Origin of the sequence: Roseibium sp., from assembly GCF_048260565.1 — a bacterium.
GTDB lineage: Bacteria > Pseudomonadota > Alphaproteobacteria > Rhizobiales > Stappiaceae > Roseibium.
Window position 1 is genome coordinate 490,115 of record NZ_JBLXGP010000001.1, and the last position, 26,485, is coordinate 516,599.

Annotated in this window: 22 protein-coding genes; 14 read left to right on the forward strand and 8 right to left on the reverse strand. The window is 62.4% G+C overall.

From position 1 onward, the window contains the following. Window positions 1-2 precede the first annotated feature (2 nt). The 4 genes from pimC to ACN0SO_RS02170 form a co-directional block, all read right to left on the reverse strand. Window positions 3-1,205, reverse strand: coding sequence for a pimeloyl-CoA dehydrogenase large subunit (gene pimC, locus ACN0SO_RS02155; protein WP_417674052.1), 1,203 nt, complete (start codon window positions 1,203-1,205; stop codon window positions 3-5). Window positions 1,206-1,215: 10 nt separating this feature from the next. Next, a complete protein-coding gene (locus tag ACN0SO_RS02160) occupies window positions 1,216-2,403 on the reverse strand; it encodes an acetyl-CoA C-acyltransferase (RefSeq protein ID WP_417674054.1) in 1,188 nt (395 codons plus the stop codon). Between the two features lie 63 nt (window positions 2,404-2,466). Next, the gene (gene pimA, locus ACN0SO_RS02165; protein ID WP_417674056.1) at window positions 2,467-4,137 is read right to left on the reverse strand and encodes a dicarboxylate--CoA ligase PimA; all 1,671 of its coding nucleotides are present in this window, start codon (window positions 4,135-4,137) and stop codon (window positions 2,467-2,469) included. Then, window positions 4,134-6,248 (reverse strand): 3-hydroxyacyl-CoA dehydrogenase NAD-binding domain-containing protein, encoded by a 2,115-nt coding sequence (locus ACN0SO_RS02170; RefSeq protein ID WP_417674058.1) that lies wholly within the window; start codon window positions 6,246-6,248, stop codon window positions 4,134-4,136. Before ACN0SO_RS02170 ends, pimA begins: the two co-directional genes overlap by 4 nt. Window positions 6,249-6,407: 159 nt before the next feature. On the opposite strand from ACN0SO_RS02170, the gene ACN0SO_RS02175 reads away from it, so the two are divergent. The 6 genes from ACN0SO_RS02175 to ACN0SO_RS02200 all read left to right on the forward strand — a co-directional run bounded on the left by ACN0SO_RS02175 (window position 6,408) and on the right by ACN0SO_RS02200 (window position 12,139). Further along, window positions 6,408-7,265 carry an IclR family transcriptional regulator gene (locus tag ACN0SO_RS02175; protein WP_417674060.1) on the forward strand — a complete coding sequence of 286 codons (858 nt, stop codon included), beginning with the start codon at window positions 6,408-6,410 and terminating at the stop codon, window positions 7,263-7,265. A 169-nt stretch (window positions 7,266-7,434) separates the two neighbouring features. Continuing rightward, window positions 7,435-8,214, forward strand: coding sequence for an ABC transporter ATP-binding protein (locus ACN0SO_RS02180; protein WP_417675021.1), 780 nt, complete (start codon window positions 7,435-7,437; stop codon window positions 8,212-8,214). A gap of 5 nt (window positions 8,215-8,219) precedes the next feature. After that, window positions 8,220-8,963, forward strand: coding sequence for an ABC transporter ATP-binding protein (locus ACN0SO_RS02185; RefSeq protein ID WP_417674062.1), 744 nt, complete (start codon window positions 8,220-8,222; stop codon window positions 8,961-8,963). A gap of 11 nt (window positions 8,964-8,974) precedes the next feature. Next, a complete protein-coding gene (locus tag ACN0SO_RS02190; RefSeq protein ID WP_417674064.1) occupies window positions 8,975-9,853 on the forward strand; it encodes a branched-chain amino acid ABC transporter permease in 879 nt (292 codons plus the stop codon). Between the two features lie 5 nt (window positions 9,854-9,858). Then, complete coding sequence (locus ACN0SO_RS02195) at window positions 9,859-10,887, forward strand: branched-chain amino acid ABC transporter permease (protein ID WP_417674066.1); 1,029 nt, start codon at window positions 9,859-9,861, stop codon at window positions 10,885-10,887. A 28-nt stretch (window positions 10,888-10,915) separates the two neighbouring features. Next, a complete protein-coding gene (locus tag ACN0SO_RS02200) occupies window positions 10,916-12,139 on the forward strand; it encodes an ABC transporter substrate-binding protein (RefSeq protein WP_417674068.1) in 1,224 nt (407 codons plus the stop codon). A 62-nt stretch (window positions 12,140-12,201) separates the two neighbouring features. Here ACN0SO_RS02200 and ACN0SO_RS02205 read toward each other — a convergent pair whose 3' ends face one another. Together ACN0SO_RS02205 and ACN0SO_RS02210 are read right to left on the reverse strand one after the other, a co-directional pair. Next, the gene (locus ACN0SO_RS02205; RefSeq protein ID WP_417674070.1) at window positions 12,202-12,966 is read right to left on the reverse strand and encodes an SDR family NAD(P)-dependent oxidoreductase; all 765 of its coding nucleotides are present in this window, start codon (window positions 12,964-12,966) and stop codon (window positions 12,202-12,204) included. Window positions 12,967-12,968: 2 nt separating this feature from the next. After that, window positions 12,969-14,015: an NADP-dependent oxidoreductase gene (locus ACN0SO_RS02210; protein ID WP_417674072.1), complete on the reverse strand. Its 1,047-nt coding sequence runs from the start codon at window positions 14,013-14,015 to the stop codon at window positions 12,969-12,971. A gap of 237 nt (window positions 14,016-14,252) precedes the next feature. Between ACN0SO_RS02210 and ACN0SO_RS02215 the strand changes: the two genes are divergently transcribed. Genes ACN0SO_RS02215 through ACN0SO_RS02240 form a run of 6 tightly spaced genes read left to right on the forward strand, consistent with a single transcriptional unit; the run spans window position 14,253 to window position 19,451 of the window. Further along, window positions 14,253-14,699, forward strand: a complete 447-nt coding sequence (locus ACN0SO_RS02215; protein ID WP_417674074.1) for a MaoC family dehydratase — start codon at window positions 14,253-14,255, stop codon at window positions 14,697-14,699. 19 nt (window positions 14,700-14,718) lie between these two features. After that, window positions 14,719-15,699, forward strand: a complete 981-nt coding sequence (locus ACN0SO_RS02220) for an NAD(P)H-dependent flavin oxidoreductase (protein ID WP_417674076.1) — start codon at window positions 14,719-14,721, stop codon at window positions 15,697-15,699. Window positions 15,700-15,720: 21 nt separating this feature from the next. Beyond that, entirely contained in the window at window positions 15,721-16,956 is a 1,236-nt protein-coding gene (locus ACN0SO_RS02225; protein ID WP_417674078.1) for an acyl-CoA dehydrogenase family protein, read from the forward strand. Window positions 16,957-16,962: 6 nt separating this feature from the next. Next, window positions 16,963-17,625 carry a histidine phosphatase family protein gene (locus ACN0SO_RS02230; RefSeq protein WP_417674080.1) on the forward strand — a complete coding sequence of 221 codons (663 nt, stop codon included), beginning with the start codon at window positions 16,963-16,965 and terminating at the stop codon, window positions 17,623-17,625. A 13-nt stretch (window positions 17,626-17,638) separates the two neighbouring features. Continuing rightward, complete coding sequence (locus tag ACN0SO_RS02235) at window positions 17,639-18,670, forward strand: phosphotransferase family protein (RefSeq protein ID WP_417674082.1); 1,032 nt, start codon at window positions 17,639-17,641, stop codon at window positions 18,668-18,670. Further along, entirely contained in the window at window positions 18,663-19,451 is a 789-nt protein-coding gene (locus ACN0SO_RS02240; RefSeq protein WP_417674084.1) for an SDR family NAD(P)-dependent oxidoreductase, read from the forward strand. Before ACN0SO_RS02235 ends, ACN0SO_RS02240 begins: the two co-directional genes overlap by 8 nt. Before the next feature lie 9 nt (window positions 19,452-19,460). Here the strand turns inward: ACN0SO_RS02240 and ACN0SO_RS02245 are convergent, their stop codons facing one another. Both ACN0SO_RS02245 and ACN0SO_RS02250 read right to left on the reverse strand, forming a co-directional pair. Next, window positions 19,461-21,542 (reverse strand): acetate--CoA ligase family protein, encoded by a 2,082-nt coding sequence (locus tag ACN0SO_RS02245; RefSeq protein WP_417674086.1) that lies wholly within the window; start codon window positions 21,540-21,542, stop codon window positions 19,461-19,463. Then, window positions 21,539-23,191: a thiamine pyrophosphate-dependent enzyme gene (locus tag ACN0SO_RS02250; protein WP_417674088.1), complete on the reverse strand. Its 1,653-nt coding sequence runs from the start codon at window positions 23,189-23,191 to the stop codon at window positions 21,539-21,541. The genes ACN0SO_RS02245 and ACN0SO_RS02250 overlap by 4 nt, the downstream gene beginning before the upstream one ends. A 137-nt stretch (window positions 23,192-23,328) precedes the next feature. Between ACN0SO_RS02250 and ACN0SO_RS02255 the strand changes: the two genes are divergently transcribed. Next, complete coding sequence (locus ACN0SO_RS02255) at window positions 23,329-24,450, forward strand: TAXI family TRAP transporter solute-binding subunit (protein WP_417674090.1); 1,122 nt, start codon at window positions 23,329-23,331, stop codon at window positions 24,448-24,450. Between the two features lie 71 nt (window positions 24,451-24,521). Then, window positions 24,522-26,483: a TRAP transporter permease gene (locus ACN0SO_RS02260; RefSeq protein WP_417674092.1), complete on the forward strand. Its 1,962-nt coding sequence runs from the start codon at window positions 24,522-24,524 to the stop codon at window positions 26,481-26,483. The last annotated feature ends 2 nt before the right edge of the window (window positions 26,484-26,485 follow it).

Here is a 26,485-nt window from a genome sequence, read left to right on the forward strand (position 1 = left end):
CCTCACAGACCCAAGATTGCCTTGGCGATAATGTTCTTCTGGATCTCGTTGGATCCACCGTAGATCGAGACCTTGCGCCAGTTGAAATAGGTCGGGGCGGCGGTCGCGGCCCAGTCCATGCCGATGGGCGGTTCGTTCGAGCCTTCCATGAGACCCGGCTGGTAGGGCAGGGCGTAAGGGCCGACCACTTCCATGAGCAGCTCGGTGGTCGCCTGCTGCAGTTCGGAGCCCTTGATCTTCAGGATCGAGGAGGCCGGATCCGGCTTGCCCTTGTCGCCGCGCTTGGCCTCGGCGGCCACGACCCTAAGCTGGGTCATCTCCAGTGCCTTCAGTTCCACCTCGACGGCGGCGAGCCTTTCGCGGAAGCGCTGGTTTTCGATCATCGGCGCGGAGCCGTAAAATTCCTGCGCCGCCAGTTCCTTGATCCGCCGGATGCGCTGCTTGGAAATGCCGATCCGGGCAATGCCGGAGCGTTCGTTGCCGAGCAGGAACTTGGCGTAGTCCCAGCCTTTGTTTTCCTCGCCGACCAGGTTTTCCACCGGCACACGAACATCGGTGAAGAAGACCTCGTTGACCTCCTTGCCGCCGTCGATGGTCTGGATCGGCCGGACTTCGATGCCCGGCGTGTTCATGTCGATCAGCAGGAAGGAGATCCCGACCTGCTTCTTCACGTCCGGATTGGTGCGCACCAGGCAGAAGATCCAGTCCGCATGCTGGGCGAGCGTGGTCCAGGTCTTCTGGCCGTTGACGACATAGTGGTCGCCATTACGCACGGCCTTGGTGCGAAGGCTGGCAAGATCGGACCCGGCGCCCGGTTCCGAAAAGCCCTGGCACCACCAGTCGTCCAGATTGGCGATCCGTGGCAGAAAACGCTGCTTCTGCGCCTCGTTGCCGAAGGTTGCGATCACCGGCCCGACCATATGCACGCCGAACTGCAGCGGCTGAGGTGCTGGCGTCTGCTGCATCTCTTCCCAGAAGATATAAAGCTTGATCGGATCCCAGCCCGTACCGCCGTATTCGACTGGCCAGTGGGGCACGGCCCAGCCCTTGGCGTTCAGGATCCGCTGCCAGGCCACAAGGTCCTGCTTTTCCAGGGAATGCTGGTCGATCATCTTGGCATGGATGTCGGACGGGATGTTCTCGTGGAAGAACGTGCGGACTTCCTCGCGGAATGCCTGTTCTTCCTTTGTAAATGCCAGGTCCATGGCTAAGGCCTCACGAATTGATTTCAAACAGGCCGGCAGCGCCCATGCCGCCGCCGACGCACATGGTCACAACCGCATAACGGGCGCCGCGGCGCTTGCCCTCGATGAGGGCGTGGCCGGTAAGGCGGGAGCCTGACATGCCGTATGGGTGGCCGACCGAAATCGCGCCACCGTTGACGTTGAGCTTTGCGGGATCGATGCCAAGCTTGTCCCGGCAGTATATGACCTGGACCGCAAAGGCCTCGTTCAGTTCCCAAAGGTCGATGTCATCGACGGAAAGACCGTGGCGTTCCAGCAGGCGGGGAACGGCGAAGACCGGCCCGATGCCCATCTCGTCCGGTTCGCAGCCGGCGACCGTGAAGCCGCGGAAGATGCCGAGCGGTTCCAGTCCGCGCTGTTCGGCGAGTTTCCGCTCCATCACCACGCAGGCCGACGCGCCATCGGAAAGCTGGCTGGCATTGCCGGCGGTGATGGTCATGCCGTCGCCGCGCACCGGTTTCAGCCCGGCAAGGCCTTCCGCATTCGTGTCCGGACGCGGGCCTTCGTCGGCCGCCAGTTCCACATCCTTGATTGAAACCTCCCCGGTCTGCTTGTCGGTCACGGCCATGCGGGTGGAGATCGGCACGATTTCGGCATCGAAGCGTCCGGCTTCCCGTGCGGCCGCGGTCCGCTTCTGGCTTTCCAGGCCGTAGGCATCCTGATCTTCGCGGGAGATGCCATAGCGTTTGGCAACCACCTCGGCCGTGTCGATCATCGGCAGATAGACATCGCCTTTGATCTCCTTCAACGCGTCGTCGACGGCGTAAAAGTTGTTGTGATGGTCGTTTTGAACGAGCGAGACGGATTCGACGCCTCCGCCCACGCCGATCGACATGCCGTCATGGATGATCGAGCGGGCAATGACGGCGATCGACTGAAGGCCGGAGGAGCACTGGCGATCGATCGTTGCGCCGCCGGTGGTTACCGGCAGGCCCGCGCGCAGGAGCGCGCGGCGGGCAACGTTGCCGCCGGTGGTGCCTTCCGGCAGGGCGCAGCCGAAGACGACGTCTTCGACTTCCCTGCCTTCCACACCGGCCCGGTCGACCGCCGCGGCGATGGCATGGCCGGCAAGGGTCGGTCCGCAAGTGAGATTGAGCGCACCGCGATAGGCCTTGCCGATCGGGGTGCGGGCCGTGGAGACGATGACGGCTTCCCGCATGTGTTTAGCTTCTCCCTGTAAGTGTTTGTCTGCGCCGTAAAGCGCGTTCTTATCTCTTGAGCCTCAAGAACCGGCGGCGCGCTTCTTGATCTCTTCCTGTTTCAATTGCAGCTTGGAAAACTTGCCGACGGCAGTGCGTGGCAGGGCGGTCCGGAATTCCAGGTCCCGAGGCATTTCGTGTCGTCCGACCTTGTCGGCGAGAAAGGCCTGAAGCTCTTCGAGCGTGAATGGCGCGGCACCCTTTCGCAGAGCGACGAAAGCCTTGGCGGATTCGCCGCGATAGGCGTCCGGGATGCCGACGACGAGCACCTCGGCAACGGATGGATGTTCGTAGATCGCCTGTTCCACCACCTGAGGATAGACGTTGAACCCACCCGACAGGATCATGTCCTTCTTGCGGTCGACGATATAGAAGTAGCCGTCCTCATCCATGCTGCCGATGTCACCGGTCAGGAAATAACCGTCAGCAAAGGCGTGTTCTGTTTCCTCAGGCCTGTTCCAGTAGCCGCACGTGACATTCGGGCCCTTGATCCGCAGTTCTCCGGTTTCGCCGGGGGCAAGTTCCCGCGTCGGGTCTTCCAGGGCAACGATCCCCATTTCGATGCCGGGCATGGGAATGCCGATGGAGCCGGGCTTCGCCGGGTTGGAGGAGGGCAGGTTGGTGCCGGCCGGCGCGGTCTCGGTCATGCCCCAGCCGCCCAGAAGCGGCAGGCCGGTCAGTGCCTCGAAGCGCTTTCCTACTTCGACGGGAAGGGGCGCGCCACCGGAGCTGCAATGGGTGAGGGACGAGAAATCCCTGGTGTCCAGGTCCGGCAGGTTCGCAAGCGCGATCCACATGGTCGGGACGCCGGGAAAAATCGTCGCCCTCTTGATCTCGATATCCTGCAGAACGCTTTCCGGATCGAAGCGCGGACGCAGCAGGATCTCGTTGCCGTTGCCGATTTGCCGGATCAGGATCGTCGTCAGGGCGTAAATATGAAACAACGGCAGGACACAGATGATCTTGTCGGTGCCCGGCTTGGACGGCCGCTGCCGCTCGAACCAGTTGTTGTAGATCGCGGCCGACGTGGTCAGGTTGCCATGGGTCAGGATCGCGCCCTTCGGCAGACCGGTCGTGCCGCCCGTGTACTGCAGCAACGCGATATCTTCCGGGGAAACCTCTGGCCACTTTTCCGGGATCGGCGCACCCTTGGCGAAATTCGCCCAGGTGATCACATCCGGACGGTCGGGAATTTCCGCAAGCGGTGCGGGTGAAGGCCCCCAGGCTCTGTCCTCGGCAACGATGAGTTTGTCCAGATGGCCGGCGTCCAGAAGCTTCAGCGCCATGGGCAGCAGGGAACCGAGATCGGTCGTGACCATCACCCGGGCGCCGCTGTCCTTGAGCTTGTGGGCGAGTTCCCGTTCCGCATCGAGCGGACTGAGCATGACCATGCGCGCTCCGGCTTTGCAGCCACCGAAAAAGAGAGCCGGAAAATAGGGCGTGTTCGGCATGTAGAGCGCAAGGGTCGACCCCGCGCCGATGCCCTCCCGCAGGAGGGCGGCAGCCGCGGAATTCAGCTTGTGTCCGAATTCCGCATAGCTGAGGACGTGGCCGCGGTATTCCAGCGCCCGATATTCCGGATAGCGCGCAACCGCTGTGTCCGCTATCCGGGAGAGCACCGAAGGCTCCGGTTTGAAGTCCCAATCCATGCCGGGTGGATAGGACTTCTCCCAGGCGAACGGCCGGCTGCTCATGCCGCCTTTGCCTCTTTCCGGGCAAGGGATGCAAATCCCAGGCCCTCGTCGGCCAGGCGGTCGAGAAGCGGGGCGGGTTTCAGGGCCTTGTTGCCGGTCGTCTCGGCATAGTGGTTCAGCCGATCGCGGATGTGTGCAAGGCCCACCTGATCGGCGTAGAACATCGGTCCGCCGCGCCACAGCGGGAAGCCGTAGCCGAAGACCCAGACGGCATCGATGTCACCGGGACGCTGGGCGATGCCCTCGTCCAGAATCTTCGCGCCTTCGCTGATCATCGGATAGATCAGCCGTTCGACAATCTCCTCCTCGCCGATCTGGCGGCGGGTGATGCCCTTCTTTGCGGCCGTTTCCTCGATCAGGTCCGCGACTTCCGGATCCGGCGTGCCGGCGCGGGAGCCCTGCTCATAGATATAAAAGCCGCGGCCGGTCTTCTGGCCGAAACGGCCCATTTCACACAGCGCATCGGCAATGTCCGCGCTGCCGCCGTCTGCCGATCCGCCCATCTGCTTGCGGATGCGCCAGCCGATGTCGAGGCCTGCGAGGTCGCCCATGGCAAAGGGGCCCATCGGGAAACCGAAGCCGGTGATGGCGGCATCCACCTGTTGCGGTGTCGCGCCTTCCAGCAGCAGGCGCTCGGTTTCCAGCGAACGGGCCCGGAGCATGCGGTTGCCGACGAAGCCGAAGCAGACCCCGACCACGACCGGGACCTTCCTGATCCGCCTGCCGATTTCGATGGCGGTTGCCAGCACTTCCGGCTCGGTTTCGGCACCACGAACGATTTCCAGCAGCTTCATGACATTGGCCGGGCTGAAGAAATGCGTGCCGAGAACCGATCCTGGGCGTTTCGTCATCTGCGCGATGTCGTCGACATTGAGATAGGAGGTGTTGGTGGCAAGAACGGCAGTCGGCTTGGCGATCCGGTCCAGGTCGCCGAAGATCTGCTTCTTGATGTCCATTTCCTCGAAGACCGCTTCGATGATCATGTCCGCATCGGCGAGGTCGTTCATGTCGGTCGAACCGGTCAAAAGGCTCATGCGCGCTTTCAGGTCGTCCTCGGTCATGCGGCCGCGCGAAACGGAAATGCGATAGTTCTTCTCGATCGTGGCAAAGCCCCGGTCGAGCGCCTCCTGCGAGGTCTCGATGATGGTGACCGGAATGCCCACATTGGCGAAGTTCATGGAAATGCCGCCGCCCATGGTGCCGGCGCCGATAACGCCCACCTTGTTGACCTCGCGCGGTTTGACGTCTTTCGGCATGTCGGCGACCTTCGCCGCTTCGCGCTCGGCAAAGAAGATATGGCGCTGAGCCTTGGACTGATCATCGTCGATCAGCTTCATGAAAGTCTCGCGCTCTTTGACCAGAGCTTCGTCGACCGGCAGGTCCATGGACCAGCGCACGGCGTCGATACAGGCGGCGGGCGCCTTCAGGCCTTTGGCCTTCTTCAGCAGGGCCGCGGCCGTTTCCTCAAAAGATGACCGGTCGGCCTTGGCCGCTACCAGCGGTGCATCGTTCTCGCGAACCTTTACCAGCGGCTTGCCCTCGGACGCCATCCGGCTGGCGTGTTCCACGGCCGCCGCAACCGGGTCATCGGACACAGCATCGATCATGCCCATCTTGAGAGCTGCTTCCGTGCCGACCGGTTCACCGGGAACGATGACTTTCAGGGCCGCTTCCGGGCCGATGATGCGCGGCAGGCGCTGGGTGCCGCCGGCACCGGGCATCAGGCCGAGCTTGACCTCCGGCAGGCCGACCTTGGTGCCGGGCGCCGCGATCCGGGCATGACAGCCGAGCGAAAGTTCAAAGCCACCGCCCAGAACCGTACCGTGGAGCGCCGCCACCACCGGCTTCGGCATGTCCTCCACCTTCTGGATGACGACGGGCAGCCAGGGTTCCTGGGAAGGCTTGCCGAATTCGCGGATATCGGCGCCGGCGCTGAAGGTACGCCCGGAGCCGGTCAGAACCACGCCGGCAACGGAAGCGTCTGCAGCCAGTTGCTCCATGGCGTTGAAGATTCCGGCCCTGACTTCATAGGCGAGCGCGTTGACCGGGGGGTTCTCGATGGAAACGATGGCGATGCTGCCGTTGCGCGTGATCGTGACCAAATCGCTCATATTTTAGCGTCCTTCCTGACCGGGTCTGCTTCGCGGGCGATATCTGATTTTTGCCTCAGTTCCGCTCTGCGAAACAACATTTTATAATTTGACGTGGACGCTAGATTATGGTGCAGTCCTTGTCAATCGCTCCCGCAGGTGTACTGGGGATTAGGACAAATGTCAGGAAAACGTGCCGGGAACAGCTACGAAAATGCGACTGGTGACGCCCGCTTGTCGGGTGACCGCAAGTTCGTTGTAGCGCTGGCGCGCGGGCTCGATGTGCTCCGCTCGTTTCGGCCTGACGATGACATGCTCGGCAATCTGGAGATCGCGGAAAGAACCGGTATTCCGAAGCCGACGGTATCCCGTTTGACCTATACGCTGACGCAGCTGGGCTATCTGGCGCACGTGCCGCGGTTTTCCAAATACAAGATCGCACCGGCGGCACTCGCCCTGGGATATAGCGCCCTGGCTCAGCTCGGAATCCGACAGATTGCCCGTCCTTACATGCAGGCGATTGCCGATCAGGCGGGAGCATCCGTTGCTCTCGGCGCTCCCGACAAGCGACGGATGATCTACGTCGAACATTGCTTCAACGCCACGGCCCTGATGGTTCGCCTGGACATCGGTTCGCGCATTCCTCTTGCCGCCTCGGCCATGGGGCGGGCCTATATCGCGGTTCTGCCGGCGGAAAAGCGCGAAGAACTGTTTGAAGACCTGGCCCGATACTATGGCGACCGTTGGCCGGGTTTGCGCAGGAATATCGACGGCGCCTGCGAGGAGGTCGCACGGCGGGGTTTTTCGCTTTCCATGGGCGACTGGCGGCAGGACATCAACGGCATCGGGGTGCCGTTGGTCATGCCGGACGGTTCCGGCATCTATGCCTTCAATTGCGGCGCCGCGGCCTTCTCCTTGTCCAGGGATCGGCTCGAACAGGATATCGGACCGCGGCTGCTCGACGCCGTCCGACAAATAAGAACCGTCCTGAATGGCGGTACGAGCGAATGGCAGACCGGTAACAACCGGCACCACTAGATCAACAGACCTCCATTCGAAATCGATTGGAAGTCTAATGATGCTCTAGGCGGAAATTGCGGGTTGGCGGTTCCAGAACGCCGGTTCGCAGGAAACGTCAGGCTCTTGGGAGGAGCGCGTGAGATCTGTTGCAAGTCGCCAGGCCGATGAACGGCCGGGTAGGGGAGACGTGCATTCGGCGGCAGAGCCGTTGCTGGCACTGGACGACGTGACCATCCGCTTCGGCGGTATCGTCGCGCTCGACGGAATTACCTTCGATCTCCCGCCGGGCTGTATTCTTGGGCTGATCGGCCCGAACGGCGCCGGCAAGACAACGCTGTTCAATTGCGTCAGCGGGCTTTACTTCCCGAACAACGGAACCATCCGCTTCGATGGCCGGGAACTCCTGGGCCGGGCGGCGCACAGGATCGCGCAACTGGGCATCACCCGGACCTTCCAGAACATCGCCCTCTTCAAGACCATGAGCGTGCTCGACAACGTTCGCCTGGGCGCCCATTCGGGGTCGTCGAGCAATTTCGTCACCGATGCTCTTCGGATCGGAGAGGCGAAACGGCAGGCCGCCATCGACGAAACGGCGCTCGAGCTGATCGAAACCTTTGATCTGAACGACTGCATTCACACACGTGTTTCCGATCTTCCGACCGGTACCCAGAAGCGGGTCGAATTGGCTCGCGCCCTGGCGGGAAAGCCGAAGCTGCTTCTGCTCGACGAACCGGCCGGCGGCCTGACCAACGGCGAGGTCGGCGAGCTTGGCGACATGATCCGCAGCATCTGCAATGAACGCGGCGTCACGGTGCTGCTGGTGGAGCATCACATGAGCCTTGTCATGTCGGTCTCAGATAAGGTCGTTGCCCTCGATTTCGGCCGCAAGATCGCGGAAGGCACGCCGGAGGAGGTGCAGAACGATCCGGAGGTGATCCGGGCCTATCTCGGGGGGGCGAAACATTGACCGCCATGGCTGCATCCCAAACCGTGTCACTTTCCGGCGAGGCTGTGCTCCGGGTCCGTGGGCTGAATGCCTATTACGGACGCATTCAGGCACTCTTCGATATCGACTTTGACATCGCTCCGGGTTGCGTGACCACATTGCTCGGCGCGAATGGCGCCGGCAAGACGACCACCCTGCGGGCGCTTTGCGGCATGATCCCGACGAAAGGCGACATCAAACTCTACGGGACCCATATCGCCGGCAAGGCGACGGAGGATATCGTTTCGCTCGGCGTCGCCCACGTTCCCGAAGGCCGGGGCACCTTCATAGGCGTGACGGTTGAGGAAAATCTCAAGCTGGGCGCCATGACCCGGCGTGACCGCAAGGAGATTTCCGCCGATATCGAGCGGATGTACCAGCTCTTCCCCCGGCTTGCAGAGCGCCGTAATCAACAGGCGCAGACCCTGAGCGGCGGCGAGCAGCAGATGCTTGCCATCTCAAGGGCGCTGATGCTGCGGCCCAGACTGATGCTCCTTGACGAGCCCTCGTTCGGACTGGCTCCGCGCATCATCGAGGAACTCTTCGAGACGCTTGGGCGCCTCAAGAGGGAGGAGGGCATTGCCATGCTGGTAGTGGAACAGAACGCCGCGCTCGCGCTTGAAATCGCCGACCACGCCTATCTGATCGAGACCGGGCGGGTGGTCATGTCCGGCCCGGCGGACGAGATCGGCCGGGACGAAAGCATACGCCGCGCGTATCTGGGTTATTAAGGGGGGAACGAATGGAACTCTTTATCCATCAGGTTCTCGCCGGGCTGGCAACAGGCGGTATCTATGCCTGTATCGCCCTGGCGATCGTGATGATCTACCAGGCTATCCACCATCTCAATCTGGCCCAGGGCGAGATGGCGATGTTCTCTACCTTCGTTGCCTGGCAGCTGATCGAATGGGGCATGCCCTACTGGGCGGCCTTTGTTCTCACCCTCGCGCTATCCTTCATCGCCGGGGTCGCCATCGAACGGATCGTGTTCCGGCCGCTGCACAATGCCCCGGTCCTCAGTCATATCGTGGTCTTCATCGCGCTGTTCAGCATCTTCAACAGCGCGGCCGGCTTCATCTGGGACTTCACCATCAAGTCCTTCCCGACGCCATTCGGCTCGCAGCCCCTGTTCGACGGCGCGCCCGTCAGTGCCCATGACACGGGCATGTTCGGCGTGACCTTCGTCCTGCTGATCCTGCTGTTCCTGTTCTTCCGGTTCACCCGTGTCGGATTGGCAATGCGGGCCGCCGCCGTCAATCCGGAATCGGCCCGTCTGGTCGGCATCCGGGTCGGCTGGATGGTGGCACTCGGCTGGGGGATGGCCGCGGCCATCGGCGCGGTCGCCGGCATGCTGATCGCACCCGTGGTCTTCCTGGAACCGAACATGATGCTGTCGATCCTGCTTTACGGCTTTGCCGGCGCCGTGGTGGGCGGGCTCACCAGTCCGGCGGGTGCTGTGGTCGGCGGTTTCATCGTCGGTGTGGTTGAAAACCTCGCCGGCTCCTTCATCCCCTATATCGGCCAGGAACTGAAACTGACCATCGCGCTGGCCTTGATCGTGGCCGTTCTGATGGTCCGGCCGAGCGGCCTGTTCGGCAGCCGCCTCGTCAGCAGGGTTTAGTGGATATGAATCAGATGCCTTCCACACTTTCTTCCCGGTTCAAGTCCTTGCGCCAGGTTCCCGCGAAACCACGTGACGTTCCCCTGTCATGGAGCCGCATCGCCCTGATTGCCGGGCTGGTGCTGGCTGTGGCCTTGCCGTTCGTCGTCAAGAACTTCGTCATCTTTCAGCTGACGATGGTTCTGATCTATGCCATCGCCATTCTCGGGCTTAACCTGCTGACCGGGTTCAACGGCCAGTTCTCGCTCGGCCATTCGGCCTTTTATGCCATCGGCGCCTACACCACCGCGATTTTGATGGAAATCTACGGGGTCGACTTCTACCTGACGATCCCGGTGGCGGCGCTGATCTGCTTTGCCTTCGGGTTCCTGTTCGGCCTGCCGGCTCTGCGGCTTGAGGCGATCTATCTGGCGCTGGCGACCTTCGCGCTGGCCGCTGCCACGCCGCAGATCCTGAAATCCACGCCGCTGTCGCCCTGGACCGGCGGTGTACAGGGGATCTATGTCCTCAAACCCGATCCGCCTTTCGGCCTGCCGGTGAATTCGGACCAGTGGTTCTACTTTCTGACACTGGGCATTGGACTGGTTCTGGCCGTCATCGCCCGCAACCTGATCGACAGCCGCTCGGGTAGGGCGATCATCGCGATCCGGGACAACCCGATTGCCGCGCGCGCCATGGGCGTCGACATCGCCCTCTACAAGACGCTCGTGTTCGGCGTCAGTGGGCTTTACGCCGGCATTGCCGGGTCACTGAGTGCGGTCGTCGTCCAGTTCGTGGCACCCGACAGCTTCACCTTCGTTCTCGCCATTGCTCTTTTCGTCGGGCTCGTCATCGGCGGCGTCGGATCCATTCCGGGCGCCGTCCTTGGTGGCCTGTTCCTGGTGTTCGTTCCCAACTTTGCCGAGGAGATCTCCAAAGGGCTCGCAGGCGCCGTCTATGGCGCCATTCTCATTCTCGTCATCTATGCAATGCCGTCGGGCGCTGCGGGGCTCATCCGCATGCTGATGGCGAAACTGGCCGGAAGAAGCCGCTGAAATTGGTGTGAAAAGGGAGGAAATATCCATGAAACTGATAAGAACCTCATTCCTCGGCGCCGTCGCGCTGGGCTTGGGAATAGCCGTTTCCGCTGTGGTTCCGGCAATGGCAGAAAACGGGCCGGGCGTTACCGATACGGAAATCAAGATCGGTCATATCGGCCCCTACAGCGGACCGGCGTCCGCCTATGGCACGATCGGCAAGACGATCGGTGCCTATTTCGACAAGGTCAACGCCGAGGGCGGCATCAATGGCCGAAAGATCAACTTCATTTCCTATGACGACGGCTACAGCCCGCCGAAAACGGTCGAACAGGCCCGCAAGCTGGTCGAGAGCGACGAGGTGCTGCTGATCTTCCAGAGCCTTGGCACGGCGACCAACACGGCGATCCAGAAATACATGAACGCCAAGAAGGTGCCGCAGCTGTTCGTCGCCACCGGCGCGACCAAATGGGGCATGCCGGAGAAGTATCACTGGACCATGGGCTGGCAGCCCAACTACCAGAGCGAAGGCCGCATCTACGCCGCCTACATTCTGGAGAACCACCCGGACGCCAAGATCGGGGTGCTTTACCAGAACGACGACTATGGCAAAGATCTTCTTGAGGGCTTGAAGGAAGGCCTGGGTGACAAGACCAGCATGATCGTTGCAGAAGCGCCTTACGAGACTTCCGACCCGACCATCGATTCCCAGATCGTCAATCTGAAGGCGTCCGGCGCCGATCTGGTCATTGATATCGCAACCCCGAAGTTCGCAGCCCAGGCGATCCGCAAGATTGGCGAGACGGGCTGGAAACCGGTCCAGATCGTCAACAACGTCGCCCAGTCTGTCGGCGGCGTTCTGAAGCCGGCCGGTTTTGAAAACGCCAAGGACGTGCTCTCCACCGGTTACCTGAAGGACCCGACCGACCCGACCTGGACGAACGATCAAAGCTACAAGGACTGGTCCGCCTTCATGGACGAGTACTATCCGGACGGCGACCGCTCCTCCAGCTTTACCGTCTACGGTTACTCCGTGGCCCAGACCCTGGAGCAGGTGCTGCGCCAGGCCGGAGACGACCTGTCGCGGGAAAACGTCATGGCACAGGCGGCCAACCTGAAGGACTTCGTCATGCCGATGGCGCTTCCGGGGATCGTCGTCAATACCAGTCCCACGGACTATTTCCCCATCCAGCAGATGCAGATGATGCGTTTCAACGGCGAGCGCTGGGAAATGTTCGGTCCGGTGATTGAGGGATCCGGTGGCAATTAAGGATCTGAGATGGAGAAGCGCCGGCAATTCGCCGGCGCTTCGCTTTTGGAGTTTCGGAGTTTCTATTCGCAGACGGACCAGCCGCCGTCGATGATCAGCGTCTGGCCCGTGGTCCAGGCTCCGGCCGGACTGGCGAGAAAAACGGCGACGCCGGCGATGTCATCTGGGTCGCCCAGCCGCTTCAGGGCGTAGCTGTCGGCGACCTTCTTTGCCCGCTCCGGATCTTCCCAGAGGGTGCGCGCGAAGTCCGTGCGCACCAGGGCCGGTGCGATCCCGTTGACACGGATGTTCTCCGGCCCGTAGGTGACCGCCAGATTGCGCACCAACTGGGTGTCGGCGGCCTTGGTCAGCGCATAGATGCCGAGCTTGTCCGAGCCTTTGAAGGCGGCAATGGACGACACCACGACGATGCTGCCGTCCTGCCGTTCCACCATGCCCGGCAGGACAAGTTTCGCCAGCCGCATGTTGGAGCGGATATTGACGCGGATGGTCTTGTCGAAGGCATCGTCGGGCGTGTCCAGAAAAGGTCCGTAATAAGGATTGACCGCAGCGTTGCAGATCAGGCTGTCGATGCGTCCCCATTTATCCAGAACCGTGGAAACCAGCCGTTCCAGATCCGCGTCCTCGGAAATATTGGCGGGCACGGCAAGCGCTTCGCCGCCCATGCTCCGGATCTCGTCCGCGACCTGGTCACAGGCGTCCTGCTTCCGGCTTGAGATCACCACTTTCGCGCCAGCCTCGGAGAGGGCGATGGCAATGGCCTTGCCGATCCCCTTTGTGGAGCCGGTGATCAGCGCCACCTTGCCGGTCATGTCGAACAGTCTCATGGTCAAAGCTCCCCGACCTTCACCAGCTGCTTGCCGAAATTGCCGCCCTTCAGCATGTCGAGAAAGGCCTGGGGCGCGGCCTCGAGGCCTTCGGCGATATCCTCCCGGTAATGCAGCCGGTCGTCGCAGATGTATCCTCCGACTTCCTTCAGGAAATCCGGGAAACGGTCGTAATGATCCATGATGATGAAGCCGTTGACCGACAGGCGGCGCACGAGGATGGTGCGCCAGGCCTTCGGTAACTGGTCCTTGCCGTCTCCGCCGCCGAGGCCGAGACCGCCGAGATCGTACCAGGCGATCATGCCGCAAATCGGGATCCGGCCTGCGACATTCATTTGCGGCAGGACCGCCTCTAGCGTCTTGCCGCCGACGTTTTCGAAATAGATGTCGATGCCGTCCGGGCATTCGGCGGCAAGCTGTTCCCTAAGAGTAGCCGAATCTGGCGCGGCGCGGTGATCGATACAGGCATCGAAACCGAGGTCGTTGACCGCGAAAGCGCATTTGTCCGCGCCGCCGGCAACGCCGACGACCCGAAGCCCGTAGATTTTGCCGAGTTGGCCGACCATGGACCCGACCGCGCCGGTCGCGGCACCGACCACCAGCGTCTCGCCCGCCTTGGGCCGGCCGTATTCGTTGAGGCCCAGCCAGCCGGTAAAGCCCGGCATGCCGAGCACGCCGACCGCCGTCGATACTGGTGCCACCTCCGGGTCGACCTTTCTGAGCTGCTTGGCCGGCAGAACTCCGTGGCTCGCCCAGCCGAACATGCCGTTGACGATATCGCCCGGTTTCAGGCGGTCGCTGTTGGAGGCAATGACCTCGGCAACGCAGCCGCCTTCCATGGTCGCGCCGATTTCGACCGGAGCGGCATAGGACTTCGCGTCATCCATCCGTCCACGCATATAGGGATCCAGCGACAGATAGAGCACGCGCACCAGGACCTCGTCGTCGCCCGGTTGCGGCATCGGGATTTGCTCGAGACGGAAATTGTTCAGGCTCGGAGCCCCTTTCGGCCTTTCGGCGAGAGCGATACGCTTCATGGTTTCGGTCATTTCGGCCTTCCTGATTTTAAAGTCGTATCGGATTGTCGTTTGCGAAATAGTGTTTCGCAATAGGAAATGTGATCCCGTTGCATGTTAGGCAATACGGCCGGAGGTGACGTTGCGACAGCCTTGTCAGTTGAATTGCGAAACGCTATTCCACTATGCGAACAAATTGCAGAGACGACCGGAATCGGGGTTAGTCTGTCCGTTATTCTCAATACGGACCGTCATGGAGAACACGAAAACATGAGCGTGAGGGACTATCTCGACCAGGTCGGCACGGCCTATCCGCCGTCTCCCTGGATCACGATCACCCAGGAGATGATCGATACCTTTGCCGATGTGACCGGCGATCATCAGTTCATCCATACCGATCCCGAGCGTGCCGCGAAAACCCCGTTCGGCGGCACCATTGCCCATGGATTTCTGACCGTCTCGCTCCTGTCGAACATTTCCTCGCAAGTGGTCCCCATTCCGGACGATTGCAAGATGAGCGTCAACTACGGCACGAACCGCCTCCGTTTCCTGTCGCCCGTGCCGAGCGGATCGCGTATCCGCGGACATGTGACCCTTGCCAAAGCCGAAGAAACAGGTCCGGATGCCGTGACGCTCACTTGGGAAGTCCGTATCGAAATCGAAGGGCAGGAAAAGCCGGCGCTCTACGCCGAGTGGCTTGTCCGCCGTTATTTTTGAACCCGTGGTGGAGTTACCGATGACACAAACCCGTCTCCCGGATGTCCTGACCGGCCTGCGCATCCCCGTGGTCGCGTCGCCGATGTTCATCGTTTCCGGGCCGGAACTGGTGATCGCCCAGTGCAAGGCCGGCATCGTCGGCAGTTTCCCGGCACTGAATGCCCGCGAAGCCGAAGGCGAGCCGATCGAACTGGACCGGTGGCTGAAGCAGATCACAGAAGAACTGGACCGGCACAATCAGGCCAATCCGGACCGCCCGGCCGCCCCCTTCGCGGTCAATCAGATCGTGCACCGGTCGAACGAGCGCCTGCAGCGGGATCTCGAAATCTGCGCCAGGTGGAAGGTGCCGATCTGGATCACCTCGCTCGGGGCGCGGGTGGAGGTGAACGACGCCGCCCATTCCTGCGGCGGTATCGCGCTGCACGACATCATCAACAACACCTTCGCCAAAAAGGCGATCGAGAAGGGCGCCGACGGACTGATCGCAGTGGCGGCCGGTGCCGGTGGCCACGCCGGCCCGCAGTCGCCTTTCGCGCTCATTCGCGAAATCCGCGAATGGTTCGACGGCCCGCTGCTGCTCTCCGGATCGATCGCCACGGGCGAGGCGCTTCTAGCGGCCCGAGCACTCGGGGCCGATCTCGGCTACATCGGTTCGCCCTTCATCTCCACCGACGAAGCGCGCGCCCCCGATGCCTACAAGGACATGATCGTCGACTGCGGTGCGGAGGACATCGTCTATTCGTCGCTCTTCACCGGGATCCACGGCAACTACCTGAAACCTTCGATCCGCAACGCCGGCATGGATCCGGACGCTCTCGCATCCGCCGATCCGAGCAGCATGGATTTTTCCAAGGGGTCGTCGAAAGCCAAGGCCTGGAAGGAAATCTGGGGGTCTGGTCAGGGGATCGGCGCGATCAAGGAGCGCGCCCCTGTTGAGAGACTCGTTGCGCGGATCGAGGCGGAATATCATGCGGCCAGACAGAGGATCTGCGCCGAATAAAAGAAAGTCTGGGAGGACATTATGGATCTGGGTGTCACGGAACGGGTCAAGCCGCTGATTGAGGCGGTGCGCAGGATGATCGAGGAGGATATTGCGCCTCTCGATGCGGAATATCATGCGGAAGTCGGCAAGGCCTTCGGCGGCGGGCGTTTCGCCCTGACCGAGCGCCAGCTTGAAATCCTCACCACCCTGAAGGCCAAGGCGCGCGAACGCGGCCTGTGGAATTTCTGGCTGACGGACTCTGAGAAGGGCTACGGGCTGAGCACCGTCGAATACGCCTATCTGGCGGAAGAGATGGGCAAGGTTCGGCTCGCTGCCGAGATCTTTAACTGCTCTGCGCCGGACACCGGTAACATGGAGGTCTTCGAGCGCTACGGCTCGCCTGCCCACAAGGAAAAATGGCTGAAGCCGCTGCTGGAGGGCGAGATCCGCTCCGCCTATCTGATGACCGAACCGGACGTGGCCTCGTCGGACGCCACCAATATTTCCATGTCTGCCGTCAAGGATGGGGACCACTGGGTGCTCAACGGCGAGAAGTGGTGGGCGTCCGGCGCCGGAGATCCGCGTTGCAAGGTCTATATCGTCATGACCTGCTCGGACCCGGATGCGGAAAAGCATGCGCGTCACTCCATGTTCGTCGTGCCCGCCGATACGCCGGGCATCGAAGTCCTGCGTCCCATGGAGGTCTTCGGCCATGACGATGCGCCTCACGGCCACATGCATATCCGCTTCACCGATGTGCGTGTCGCGGAAGAGGATCTGATCCTCGGTCGCGGGCGCGGCTTCGAGGTGGCGCAGGGGCGTCTCGGCCCGGGCCGGATCCATCACTGCATGCGCGCCATCGGTCAGGCCGAGCGCGCTTTGGAGATGCTGTGCAAGCGCGCGCTCACCCGCACCGCGTTCAAGCGGCCGCTGGCCGATCTCGGCGCCAACCACGACATCATTGCCAATGCCCGCATGGAAATCGAAATGGCACGGCTGTTGTGCCTCAAGGCCGCCTGGATGATGGACACCCAAGGCGTGCGTGCGGCCCAGCCGTGGATTTCCAAGATCAAAGTGGTCGCGCCGCTGATGGCGACCAAGGTGGTCGACGAAGCCATGCAGATCCACGGCGGCGCGGGTATCAGTCAGGACTATCCGCTGGCGTCCATGTGGACCAACCTGCGCACTCTGCGGTTCGCCGATGGGCCGGACGCGGTCCACCGGCGCCAGATCGCCCGCGCGGAACTGCGCAAATACACCAACGAAAAGCGCTGACAAAATATGTCGGAGCTGATCCTGGTCCGCCATGCCCAGGCATCCTTCGGGGCCGAGAACTATGACGTGCTGTCGGATCGCGGCCATCGCCAGTCGGCCTGGCTCGGCGAACTGCTTGCCGGCTACGGCCTGAGGCCCGACCGTCTGGCAACCGGCACCATGCGCCGCCATACGGAAACGCTGGACGGCATCCGCAAGGCGTTCGGGGACCTGCCGGAAACGGAAGAGCATGCCGGGTTCAACGAGTACGACTTTTCCGGCCTGCTGAACGCCCATCATGGCGGACAGGCGCCGGAGGATTTGCACACGGACCGCAGGTCTCATTTCCGTGCCCTGAGGCAGACGTTGGTGGCCTGGCAGAACGACGAGATTGCTGACCCGCCAGAACGCTTTTCCGCCTTTGTCGGGCGTGTGGAGGAGGCGCGCCGTGTGATGTGCCGGCCCGGTGCGGATCGTGTCCTGGCGGTCACCTCCGGCGGTCCTGTCGCCCAGATCGTGGGAACGGCTCTCGGCATGGCACCGGCCGCGCGCATCGAACTCAATCTGCAGGTGAAGAATACTGCCGTGACCCGGTTTATCTTCACCGAACGGGCATTCTATCTTCACAGTTTCAACGAGACGCCGCATCTCGACCCGCTCGACCGGATCGCCCAGCGGACGTACAGTTAGAGGGGAAGGCGCGATGGAACACAGTGCCCAGCATCTCGATACGGCGGCCGTGGAGGCTTACCTGACCGGGCTCCTGCCCGGGTTCGCAGGGCCGCTCGGCGCAGAGAAATTCGCCTTCGGCCAATCCAATCCGACCTTTCGGCTGACGACGCCGGAAAAGACCTATGTCCTGCGCCGCAAGCCGCCGGGTGTGTTGCTGAAGTCGGCGCACGCCATCGACCGGGAATTCCGGGTGCAGAAGGCGCTGGCCAGGACCGATGTTCCCGTCGCGGACATGCTGCTCCTGTGCGAGGACGACAGCGTCATCGGCACCATGTTCTACGTCATGGAACATGTCAGCGGCCGTCATTTCGACGATCCGAGCCTGCCGGGGCACACCAAAGAGGACCGGGCCGCGATCTTCGACGAGATGAACCGGGTGCTGGCGGCCCTGCACAGTGTCGATCTCGATGCGGTCGGCCTGTCCGATTTCGGCGCGCCGGGTGCCTATGTCGCCCGGCAGATCGACCGATGGACGAAACAGTACCGCGCCTCGGAAACCGAAACCATTGCGGATATGGACGCGCTGATTACCTGGCTGAACGACAATGTTCATCTGGATGACGGCCAGCGCACGCTGGTCCACGGCGACTACCGGATCGACAACATGATCTTCGAAAGGGACCGGCCACGTGTGGCGGCCGTTCTCGACTGGGAACTGTCGACGCTCGGTCATCCGATTGCCGATCTGGCTTACCAGATCATGCAGTGGCGCATGCCGGTCGGTGAAGAGGGGCGGGGGCTTGCGGGTCTTGACCGCAAGGCGCTGGGTATCCCAACGGAAGAAGAATATGTCGCCAGTTATTGCGCGCGCCGGGGCATCCCCGGTATTCCGGATTTCAATTTCTTCCTCGCCTTCTGCTTTTTCCGCATGGGGGCGATCCTGCAGGGGGTGAAGAAACGCGCGCTCGACGGCAATGCCTCCAACCCGGAACGCGGGCTTAAAATGGGCGAATTCGTGCCCTTCTATGCAGCCGGTGGATTGAAGGCGGTGCAGGATGGTTGAGAGACACTATGAAGGAAAGACGGTTCTGATCACCGGCGCCGCGAGCGGCTTCGGCGCTCGGGCCGCGGAACGGTTCGCCGAGGAAGGCGCCAATCTCATCCTGTGGGACAAGGCGAGCGAAGCGCTGGCGGAAAAAAGCAAGTCGTTTGCCGAGACCGGCAGCAAGGTCTTGACGGCCACCGTCGATATCACGAGCGAAGATCAGGTCCGCGGCGCGATCGCCCTTGCAAAGGCCAGGTTCGAAACGCTGGACGTCGCGATCAACAACGCCGGGATCGGCCATGAAATGGCACCGCTTCCCTCAATCGACACCGCGACCTTCGACCGGGTGATGGCGGTCAATGCCAAGGGCGTGTTTCTCTGCATGAAGCATCAACTGCCCTGGATGCGGGAAGCAGGGCAGGGCGCCATCCTCAACGTGGCGTCGGCGGCAGGGCTTGTCGGCGCCGGCATGCTGTCCGCTTATGCCGCCTCCAAGCACGCGGTAATCGGCCTGACGAAAAGTGCGGCCGACGAGGTCGCGCGCAAGAACATTCGCGTCAACGCGCTCTGCCCGTCCTTTGCGGTCACGCCGCTCTTCGATGACATGGCCGATGAGGTCGCCGACCGGCACGGAATGGAACGGGAAGAAGCCTATGACCGCATCACCCAGCGCATCCCGATGCACCGGGTGGCCACGGTGGATGAGGTCGTGCAGGCGATGTTGTGGATCTGCAGCCCGGAAAACAGCTTCATGACCGGCCAGGCGGTCTCCATCGACGGTGGCCTGACTGCGGTCTGAGCCGGAAGATCAATCCTTGCGCGGAACGATCAGCGCATCGAGACCCAGGCAACGGTCCGGATAGGCGCGCAGGGGATTGATTTCGGCGCTGTCGATCCGATCCACATGGGCGGCCAGGAACACCGAGAACTTATGGATGGCATCAGCCAGTCGGGTCTTGTCGCAAGCTGGCGCGCCCCTCACGCCATTCAGAAGCGCAACCGCATCCAGCTCCTCGATCATCTCCAGGGCGACAGCCTGCGTGACCGGTGCGTGGCGGAAGGCAACATCGGAAAAGACTTCGGTGAAGACGCCGCCGAGACCGAACATGACGATCGGGCCGAAGGCCGGATCGATCTTGCCGCCCAGAATGCAGTCGATGCCCTCTGGCGCCATCTCCGAGACGATGACCCCGTCGAGCCGTGCTGCGGGAACCGCCTTTCCGACGGCCGTCATGATCCGGGAAAAAGCGTCTTCGATGCCGTCAGCCGCTATGTTCAAGGCCACACCGCCGACATCTGTCTTGTGGGCGATATCCGGCGAGGCAATCTTGAGCGCATAGCTGCCGGTGCCGCGCTGGGCAAAGGCGCCTGCCTCGGCTTCGCTCCGCAGCAGCGTGTCTGTCACGACCGGCAGGCCGAAGCCCGCGAGGATCTCCTTGGCTTCGCGCTCACCGAGCGCCGCCTTGGGTAAATCTAGGGGCGCTGGCAGGGCGATCGGTTCGCCTTTTGCGCGCGCAAAGGCTTCGCCGAGCCGGGCCAGCGCGGCAATCGCGGCAACTGCCCGTGTCGGGTCCTCGAAGACCGGATAGCCCTGGCTTTCATAACTTGCCACGATCTCCGGCTCCGCCAGGATCGACTGCACGATCAGCACGTCCGGATTGTCGGCAAGGCCGGCCCGCATGGCGTCCTGCAGGGCGCCTGCGATCATTCTGGAACCGGCGACGGAGGTCCAGAACGCCAGGATGGCGTCATAGCCGCCGCGCTCGATCATCTTCTTCACAAAAGCGGAGATCAGCGACAAGTCGTTGAACGCCTGGGCCGTGACATCCACTGGATTGCGCGGGGACGCGAAGGGCAGGAGCGCTTTCATCTCCGCCTGCGCATCCTCCGGCATGGGCGAAACGTCTAGGCCGTAGTCGGCGGCATCGTCGGCAATCAGGACACCCGCGCCCCCGGAGATCGTCACCACCCCGAGTTTCCGTCCCCTCGGATAAATCCCCGGCTGGGCGGCATAGGCGATGTCGATCATTTCTTCCGTCGTCTTTGCCCGGACCGCGCCATATTGCCGGATCACGGCATCGAAGACGGCATCTTCACCGGCGAGCGATGCGGTATGGGAGGCGGCGGCCGCCGCGCCGACATCGGAGCGGCCGACCTTCATGAAGATGACCGCCTTTTTCGCTGCCCTTGCGGTTTCCAGCGCGTCGATCAGCAACGGGCCGTTCTTGATGCCCTCCGCATAGGCCAGGATCGTGCGGACGTCGTCCTTTTCCGCCATCAACTTGATGACTTCGGCCACCTGGACGTCGCCCTCGTTGCCCGTCGTCAGGAAATAGCCGGTACCGAGGCCGCGCTGGCGGGCCAGGAAATAGATATGGCTGCCGTAGGCGCCGGACTGGCTGGCAATCGCAAGCGGGCCGGGTTTCGGTGCGCCCCGGTCGAGCGTCGACGAAAAGCACGGCAGGAAACCGGAGAACGCGTTGAAGGCGCCGAGGCAATTCGGTCCGATCATCCGGATGCCGACGTCGCGCGCCGTCCGGATCAGCTCATCCTCAAGTGCGGCACCTTCCGCTCCGACCTCCCGGAAACCGGAACTGAAGATCAGGCACGTCTTCGCGCCCTTGGCCCGGGCTTCTTTCACCGCTTCGGCAACCAGCGGCGCGGGCAGGGCGATCAGTGCGAAATCGATGGTGCCATCGATATCGGCCAGGCTCGGAGCCGCTGGGAGACCTTGAATCGTGTCCCGCTTCGGATTGACGGGAATGAGCCGCCCGGCAAAGCCTGCGTCCTTCATGTAGGCGATCGGGCGTCCGCCGATCCGCTTCGGGTCGTCCGAGGCCCCGACGATTGCCACTGATTTCGGATTGAGCAAATCGTCGAGCGTGGTCATGCCTTGGCCCTGATCTGGGAAATGGAGATATAGGCGGATATGGCCTCGGTGCTGGAATTCACCTGGATCACCACCGGACCGTCGTGCGCCAGTGCTTCCGCGATCCTGGAAGCGATATCATCGCCCTTGGAGATCGTGATGCCCAAGGCCCCGAACGCACGGCCCCAGGCCGCGAAGTCCGGATTGGTCAGGCCCGTGCCGGAGACCCGGCCTGGAAAACCCTTTTCCTGATGCAGGCGGATCGTGCCGTAGGTCGCATTGTTGGAAACCACGATCACGGGCTTTGCACCGACCGAAACGGCTGTCGCCAACTCGTTTCCGGTCATCATCACGCCGCCGTCGCCGACATAAGCAATGACCCGTTTGTCCGGGTGCCGAAGACAGGAGGCAACGGCGGCCGGAACCGCCAGTCCCATGGCGCCGCCGACGGCGCCGATGGCCGTCTGGGTGCCGTCCCAGGGCCAGTGGCAATGGACCCAACTGGAAAAGTTGCCGGAATCGGTGATGACGATGCTGTCTTTCGGTGCCTGGTCGGCAAGCGCGATGACGACGGCACCGAAATCGATTCCGTCCTCCCAATCCCTTGGAGTCTGATCTGCGAGTTTTCGGGCAACCGTATTGAGCGTGCCTGCCCAATCTTTCCTTGTTTCCGATACATCGCTGTTGAGCATTGCCAACGCCTCGAGGAAAGAGGCCGGGTCGGCGGCAATGCCAAGGTCGGTCCGGAAAACCCGGCCAATGGCATCGGCATCCGGATAGACATGGATCAGCGGCTGTTCGGGGACAGGGGCTTTGGGAAGCCGGTACCCTTGAGTCGGCGTATCGCCGAGCCGTGTGCCGACGGCAATGATCAGATCCGCCTTCTGCATTTCCTTGACCTGCATCGGCGGGATTTTGAAGCCGAGGTGGCCGGCGTAGAGGGGATGGGAATTGTCGAAGATATGCTGGTACTTGAAGGTCAGACCGACCGGAAGGCCATGGGCCTCGGCAGCCTTGCGCAGGGCTGCCCTCCCATGCGGTGTGTCCAGCTGGCCGCCGGCGACGAGCAGCGGGCGCTCCGCCTTCGCAAGCAGGTCGGCCGCCTTCCGGGCGTCTTCCTGCGAGACGGAAGCGCGGGCGACCGGGAGAATTGGAACCGCCGGGTCGGTGACGGTATCGCCGAGCATGTCTTCCGGCATCGCCAGGATCACCGGACCGGGCGTGCCGCTTTCCGCCACATGGACCGCCCGGGCGAAGGTTTCCGACAGGCGTTCTGCTTCCGTCACTTCCCAGATGCCCTTGGCCATGCCGCCGAACATCTGCTGGTAGTCCACTTCCTGGAAAGCGCCGCGACCGCGTTCGAAACGGGCGACCTGACCGACCAGGAGAACGAGAGGGACGGCGTCCTGATTCGCCAGATGGACGGCGATTGACGCGTTGGTGGCACCTGGCCCCCGGCTGACCGCGGCAAGTCCGGCGCGGCCTGTCAGCCGTGCATCCGCCACGGCCATGAACCCGGCGCCGCCTTCGTGGCGGCAGACGACGAGTTCGATTTCGGAGTCGTGAAGCGCGTCGAGAAGCGACAGATAGCTCTCACCCGGCACGCAGAAGATACGATCAAGCCCGTGGGCACGAATGGTTTCTACGAGCCGATCAGCTGCGCGGGTCATTCCGGATGCTCCCCATCTTTTGTTGACTACGCACCATATTTGCGAAATGCTGTTTCGCAGAAACGAACTGCAGATGCAAGTTTGTTCGATCTGGGAGGAACACAATGGGAATTTTTTTGAGGCCGGTTACGGCCGTAATGACGTTTGCTGCCGTCGGAATAGTCTCGGGAGGGCTTTGCGCGGCGGAACTCAACCTGCCGAAACAGCTGGCCTGGACCGCCTATAACACCGGATCCGCAGGCTACAATCAGTCCGTCGCTATCGGTGCGGCACTTCAGAACGCGACCGGCACCAACCTGCGTGTTCTGCCGGGCAAGAACGATGTGGCGCGTACCGAGCCGCTGCGCCAGCACAAGGTTCAATTTTCCGCGACCGGTGTCGGCGGATCTTTCATGGCCCAGGAGGGCGTCTTCGTCTTCGGCACGGAGAACTGGGGTCCGCAGGCCGTGCGCACGCTTCTGGCGAACAACGGCGGTGCCGTGGGGCTTTCCGTCGGCGTGGCCGGGGATATCGGCGTCAAATCCTATTCCGACCTGAAGGGCAAACGTGTTGCCTGGGTTCGCGGTGCGCCGTCCCTGAACGTGAACACGACCGCCTATCTCGCCTATGGCGGACTGACCTGGGACGATGTCGAGAAGGTCGAGTTCGGCGGCTTCGGAGAAAGCTGGAAAGGCCTGATCAACGGTCAGGTGGATGCGGCTTTCGCCTCGACAAATTCCGGTTTTGCCTATGAGGCGGCGTCTTCGCCGCGCGGCCTGATCTGGCCGACCGTTGACCCGGCGAACAAGGAAGGCCTCGCGAGAATGCAGGAGATCGCTCCGTTCTTCGCGGCGGCAAAGGTCACTGTCGGTGCGACCATCGACGGAACCGACGGCGTGCAGACAGGCGCTTATGCCTATCCGGTCCTCGTGGCCATGGCCGATCAGGACGAGGACCTTGTCTACAACATGACCGCCGCCATGGTTCAGCTCTTCGACGAGTACAATGGCAAGGCGCCGGGCATCGGCGGCTGGGCGCTCGACAAGCAGAACTTCGAATGGGTCGTGCCCTATCACGACGGCGCCATCCGCTATTTCAAGGAAACCGGTGCGTGGTCTGACGCGGCTCAGAAGCACAACGACCATCTCGTTGCCCGTCAGGCGGCCCTTGCCAAGGCCTGGAGCGACCTGAAGTCCGAAAGCCCGGCCGACTGGGAAAGCGCATGGGCAGAAGCGCGCAAGAAAGCCCTGATGGACGGTGGTTTCTCCGTCGTCTTCTGATCGTGAAACACCAATAACAATCCTTCGCCCCGTGCGGCCTGGCCGCGCGGGGCCATAAGTTGGAGCGGTCAATGGACGCCAGCGAAAAACGCGAGCTGGACGGTGCGACGAATGCAGGCCTTCCGCGCGTCGCCAATGCGGTTGTCGGAATCGGAACGCTGGCGGCGGTGTTGCTGTCGATCCACCAGCTGTTCAATCTTCAGCTCTTCGGGGTCGTTCTGCTTCAGGGGCGCTATCTGTATCTGCTGTCGGGGATCTTCCTGAGCCTCAGCTTCCTGGTCTTCCGCATGCGCCCCAAGGACAGACCGGTCCCGGTCTATGACTGGATCCTCGCGGTCGTCGCGGCCGTGTGTGCGGGCTATTTCGCCTGGACCGCCGAAACCAGCCTGGATATGGGCTGGGAATACGCCGCCCCCGACACGGCCCGCTGGTTTGCGATTGGCTTTTATCTGCTGATCCTCGAAGCCACACGCCGGGCCGGCGGTTTGCCGCTGTTCCTGATCGTTCTGGCATTCTCGCTCTATCCCACCTTCGCCGACAAGATGCCCGACCCGCTGTCGGGCTTTCAGTCGCCTTTCTGGGATCTGGCGCCCTATCACATCATTTCGTCGGAAAGCTCCTTCGGCATTCCGATGCGCGCCTTCGGCAATCTGGTGATCGGCTTCATCCTGTTCGGGGCAGTCCTGCAGCGCACGGGCGGGGGAGCCTTCTTCAACGATCTGGCGCTCGCTCTCGTGGGGCGCTACCGGGGAGGGGCGGCCAAGGTGGCGGTCTTTGCCAGCGGCTTCATGGGGTCCATGTCGGGCTCGGTGATCTCCAACGTACTGACCACCGGCGCGGTTTCCATTCCGGCCATGAAACGCACCGGGTTTTCGCCCGGCTATGCGGCCGCGACCGAAGCCTGTGCGTCGACGGGGGGCGTGCTGATGCCGCCGATCATGGGCGCGACCGCTTTCGTGATGGCCTCGTTCCTGGGTGTTCCCTACGTGGAGATCGCTCTGGCGGCAGCGATCCCGTCCTTCCTTTATTATTTCGGTCTGTTCGCCCAGCTCGATTCCTATGCCGCCCGGCGCGGGCTGACCGGTCTTGCGAAACAGGACCTGCCCAAGCTCGTCGCGGCGCTGAAGGATGGCTGGCCCTATATCGCCGTCTTCGCGGTGCTGATCTACCTGATGGTCGGATTGCGACAGGACACGCTGGCGCCGTTCTACGCGACGGCCCTGCTTCTGGTGATCAACCAGTTCCTGCGTCGTTTCCGTTTCACGTTGAAATCCGCGACCCATCTCGTCGTCGGCGTCGGCAAGTCTCTGACAGAGTTGACTGCCGTTTTGCTGGGGGTCGGGCTGATTGTCGGTTCCTTTTCCGCCACCGGCCTGGCAGGAACTTTGGTCAACGAGCTGATCTTTATCGCCGGCACCAACACCTTTGTTCTGCTTCTGATGGGCGCGCTCACCGCGTTCATCTTCGGCATGGGGATGACGGTGACCGCCTGTTACATCTTCCTGGCGGTTGTTCTGGCTCCGGCTCTGGAACAGGCCGGACTGAACCAGCTCGCGGTGCACCTGTTCATCCTCTACTGGGGCATGGTCAGCTATATCACCCCGCCGGTCGCGCTCGGGGCATTCGCGGCCGCGACCATGGCCGGAGCCTCGCCCATGCGGTCCGGTTTCGAAGCCATGCGTCTGGGAGGGGTGATCTATATCGCGCCGTTCCTGTTCGTCCTCAATCCGGCACTTGTCGGCCAGGCGCCGGCCGGCGAAATCATCTTTTGGTTCGCCCTGACGGTAGCAGCCGTCTGGCTGATGTCGTCGGCCTTGCAGGGATACATCATCCTTGCCGGTCATCTGGGAAGCGATGGGCTCGGGATGCTTTGCCGGCTCGCGCTGATTGTCGCGGCCGTTCTGATGGCTGCGCCTATTGGCGCGTACACAGGCTTGCCTTCCCCGGTTCTCCCCGTTACCGGTGTGATATTGGGTGCCGCCATCCTTTTGATGGTCAGGCGCAGGAATACGGATCTGAAATTGGCAGTATGAGA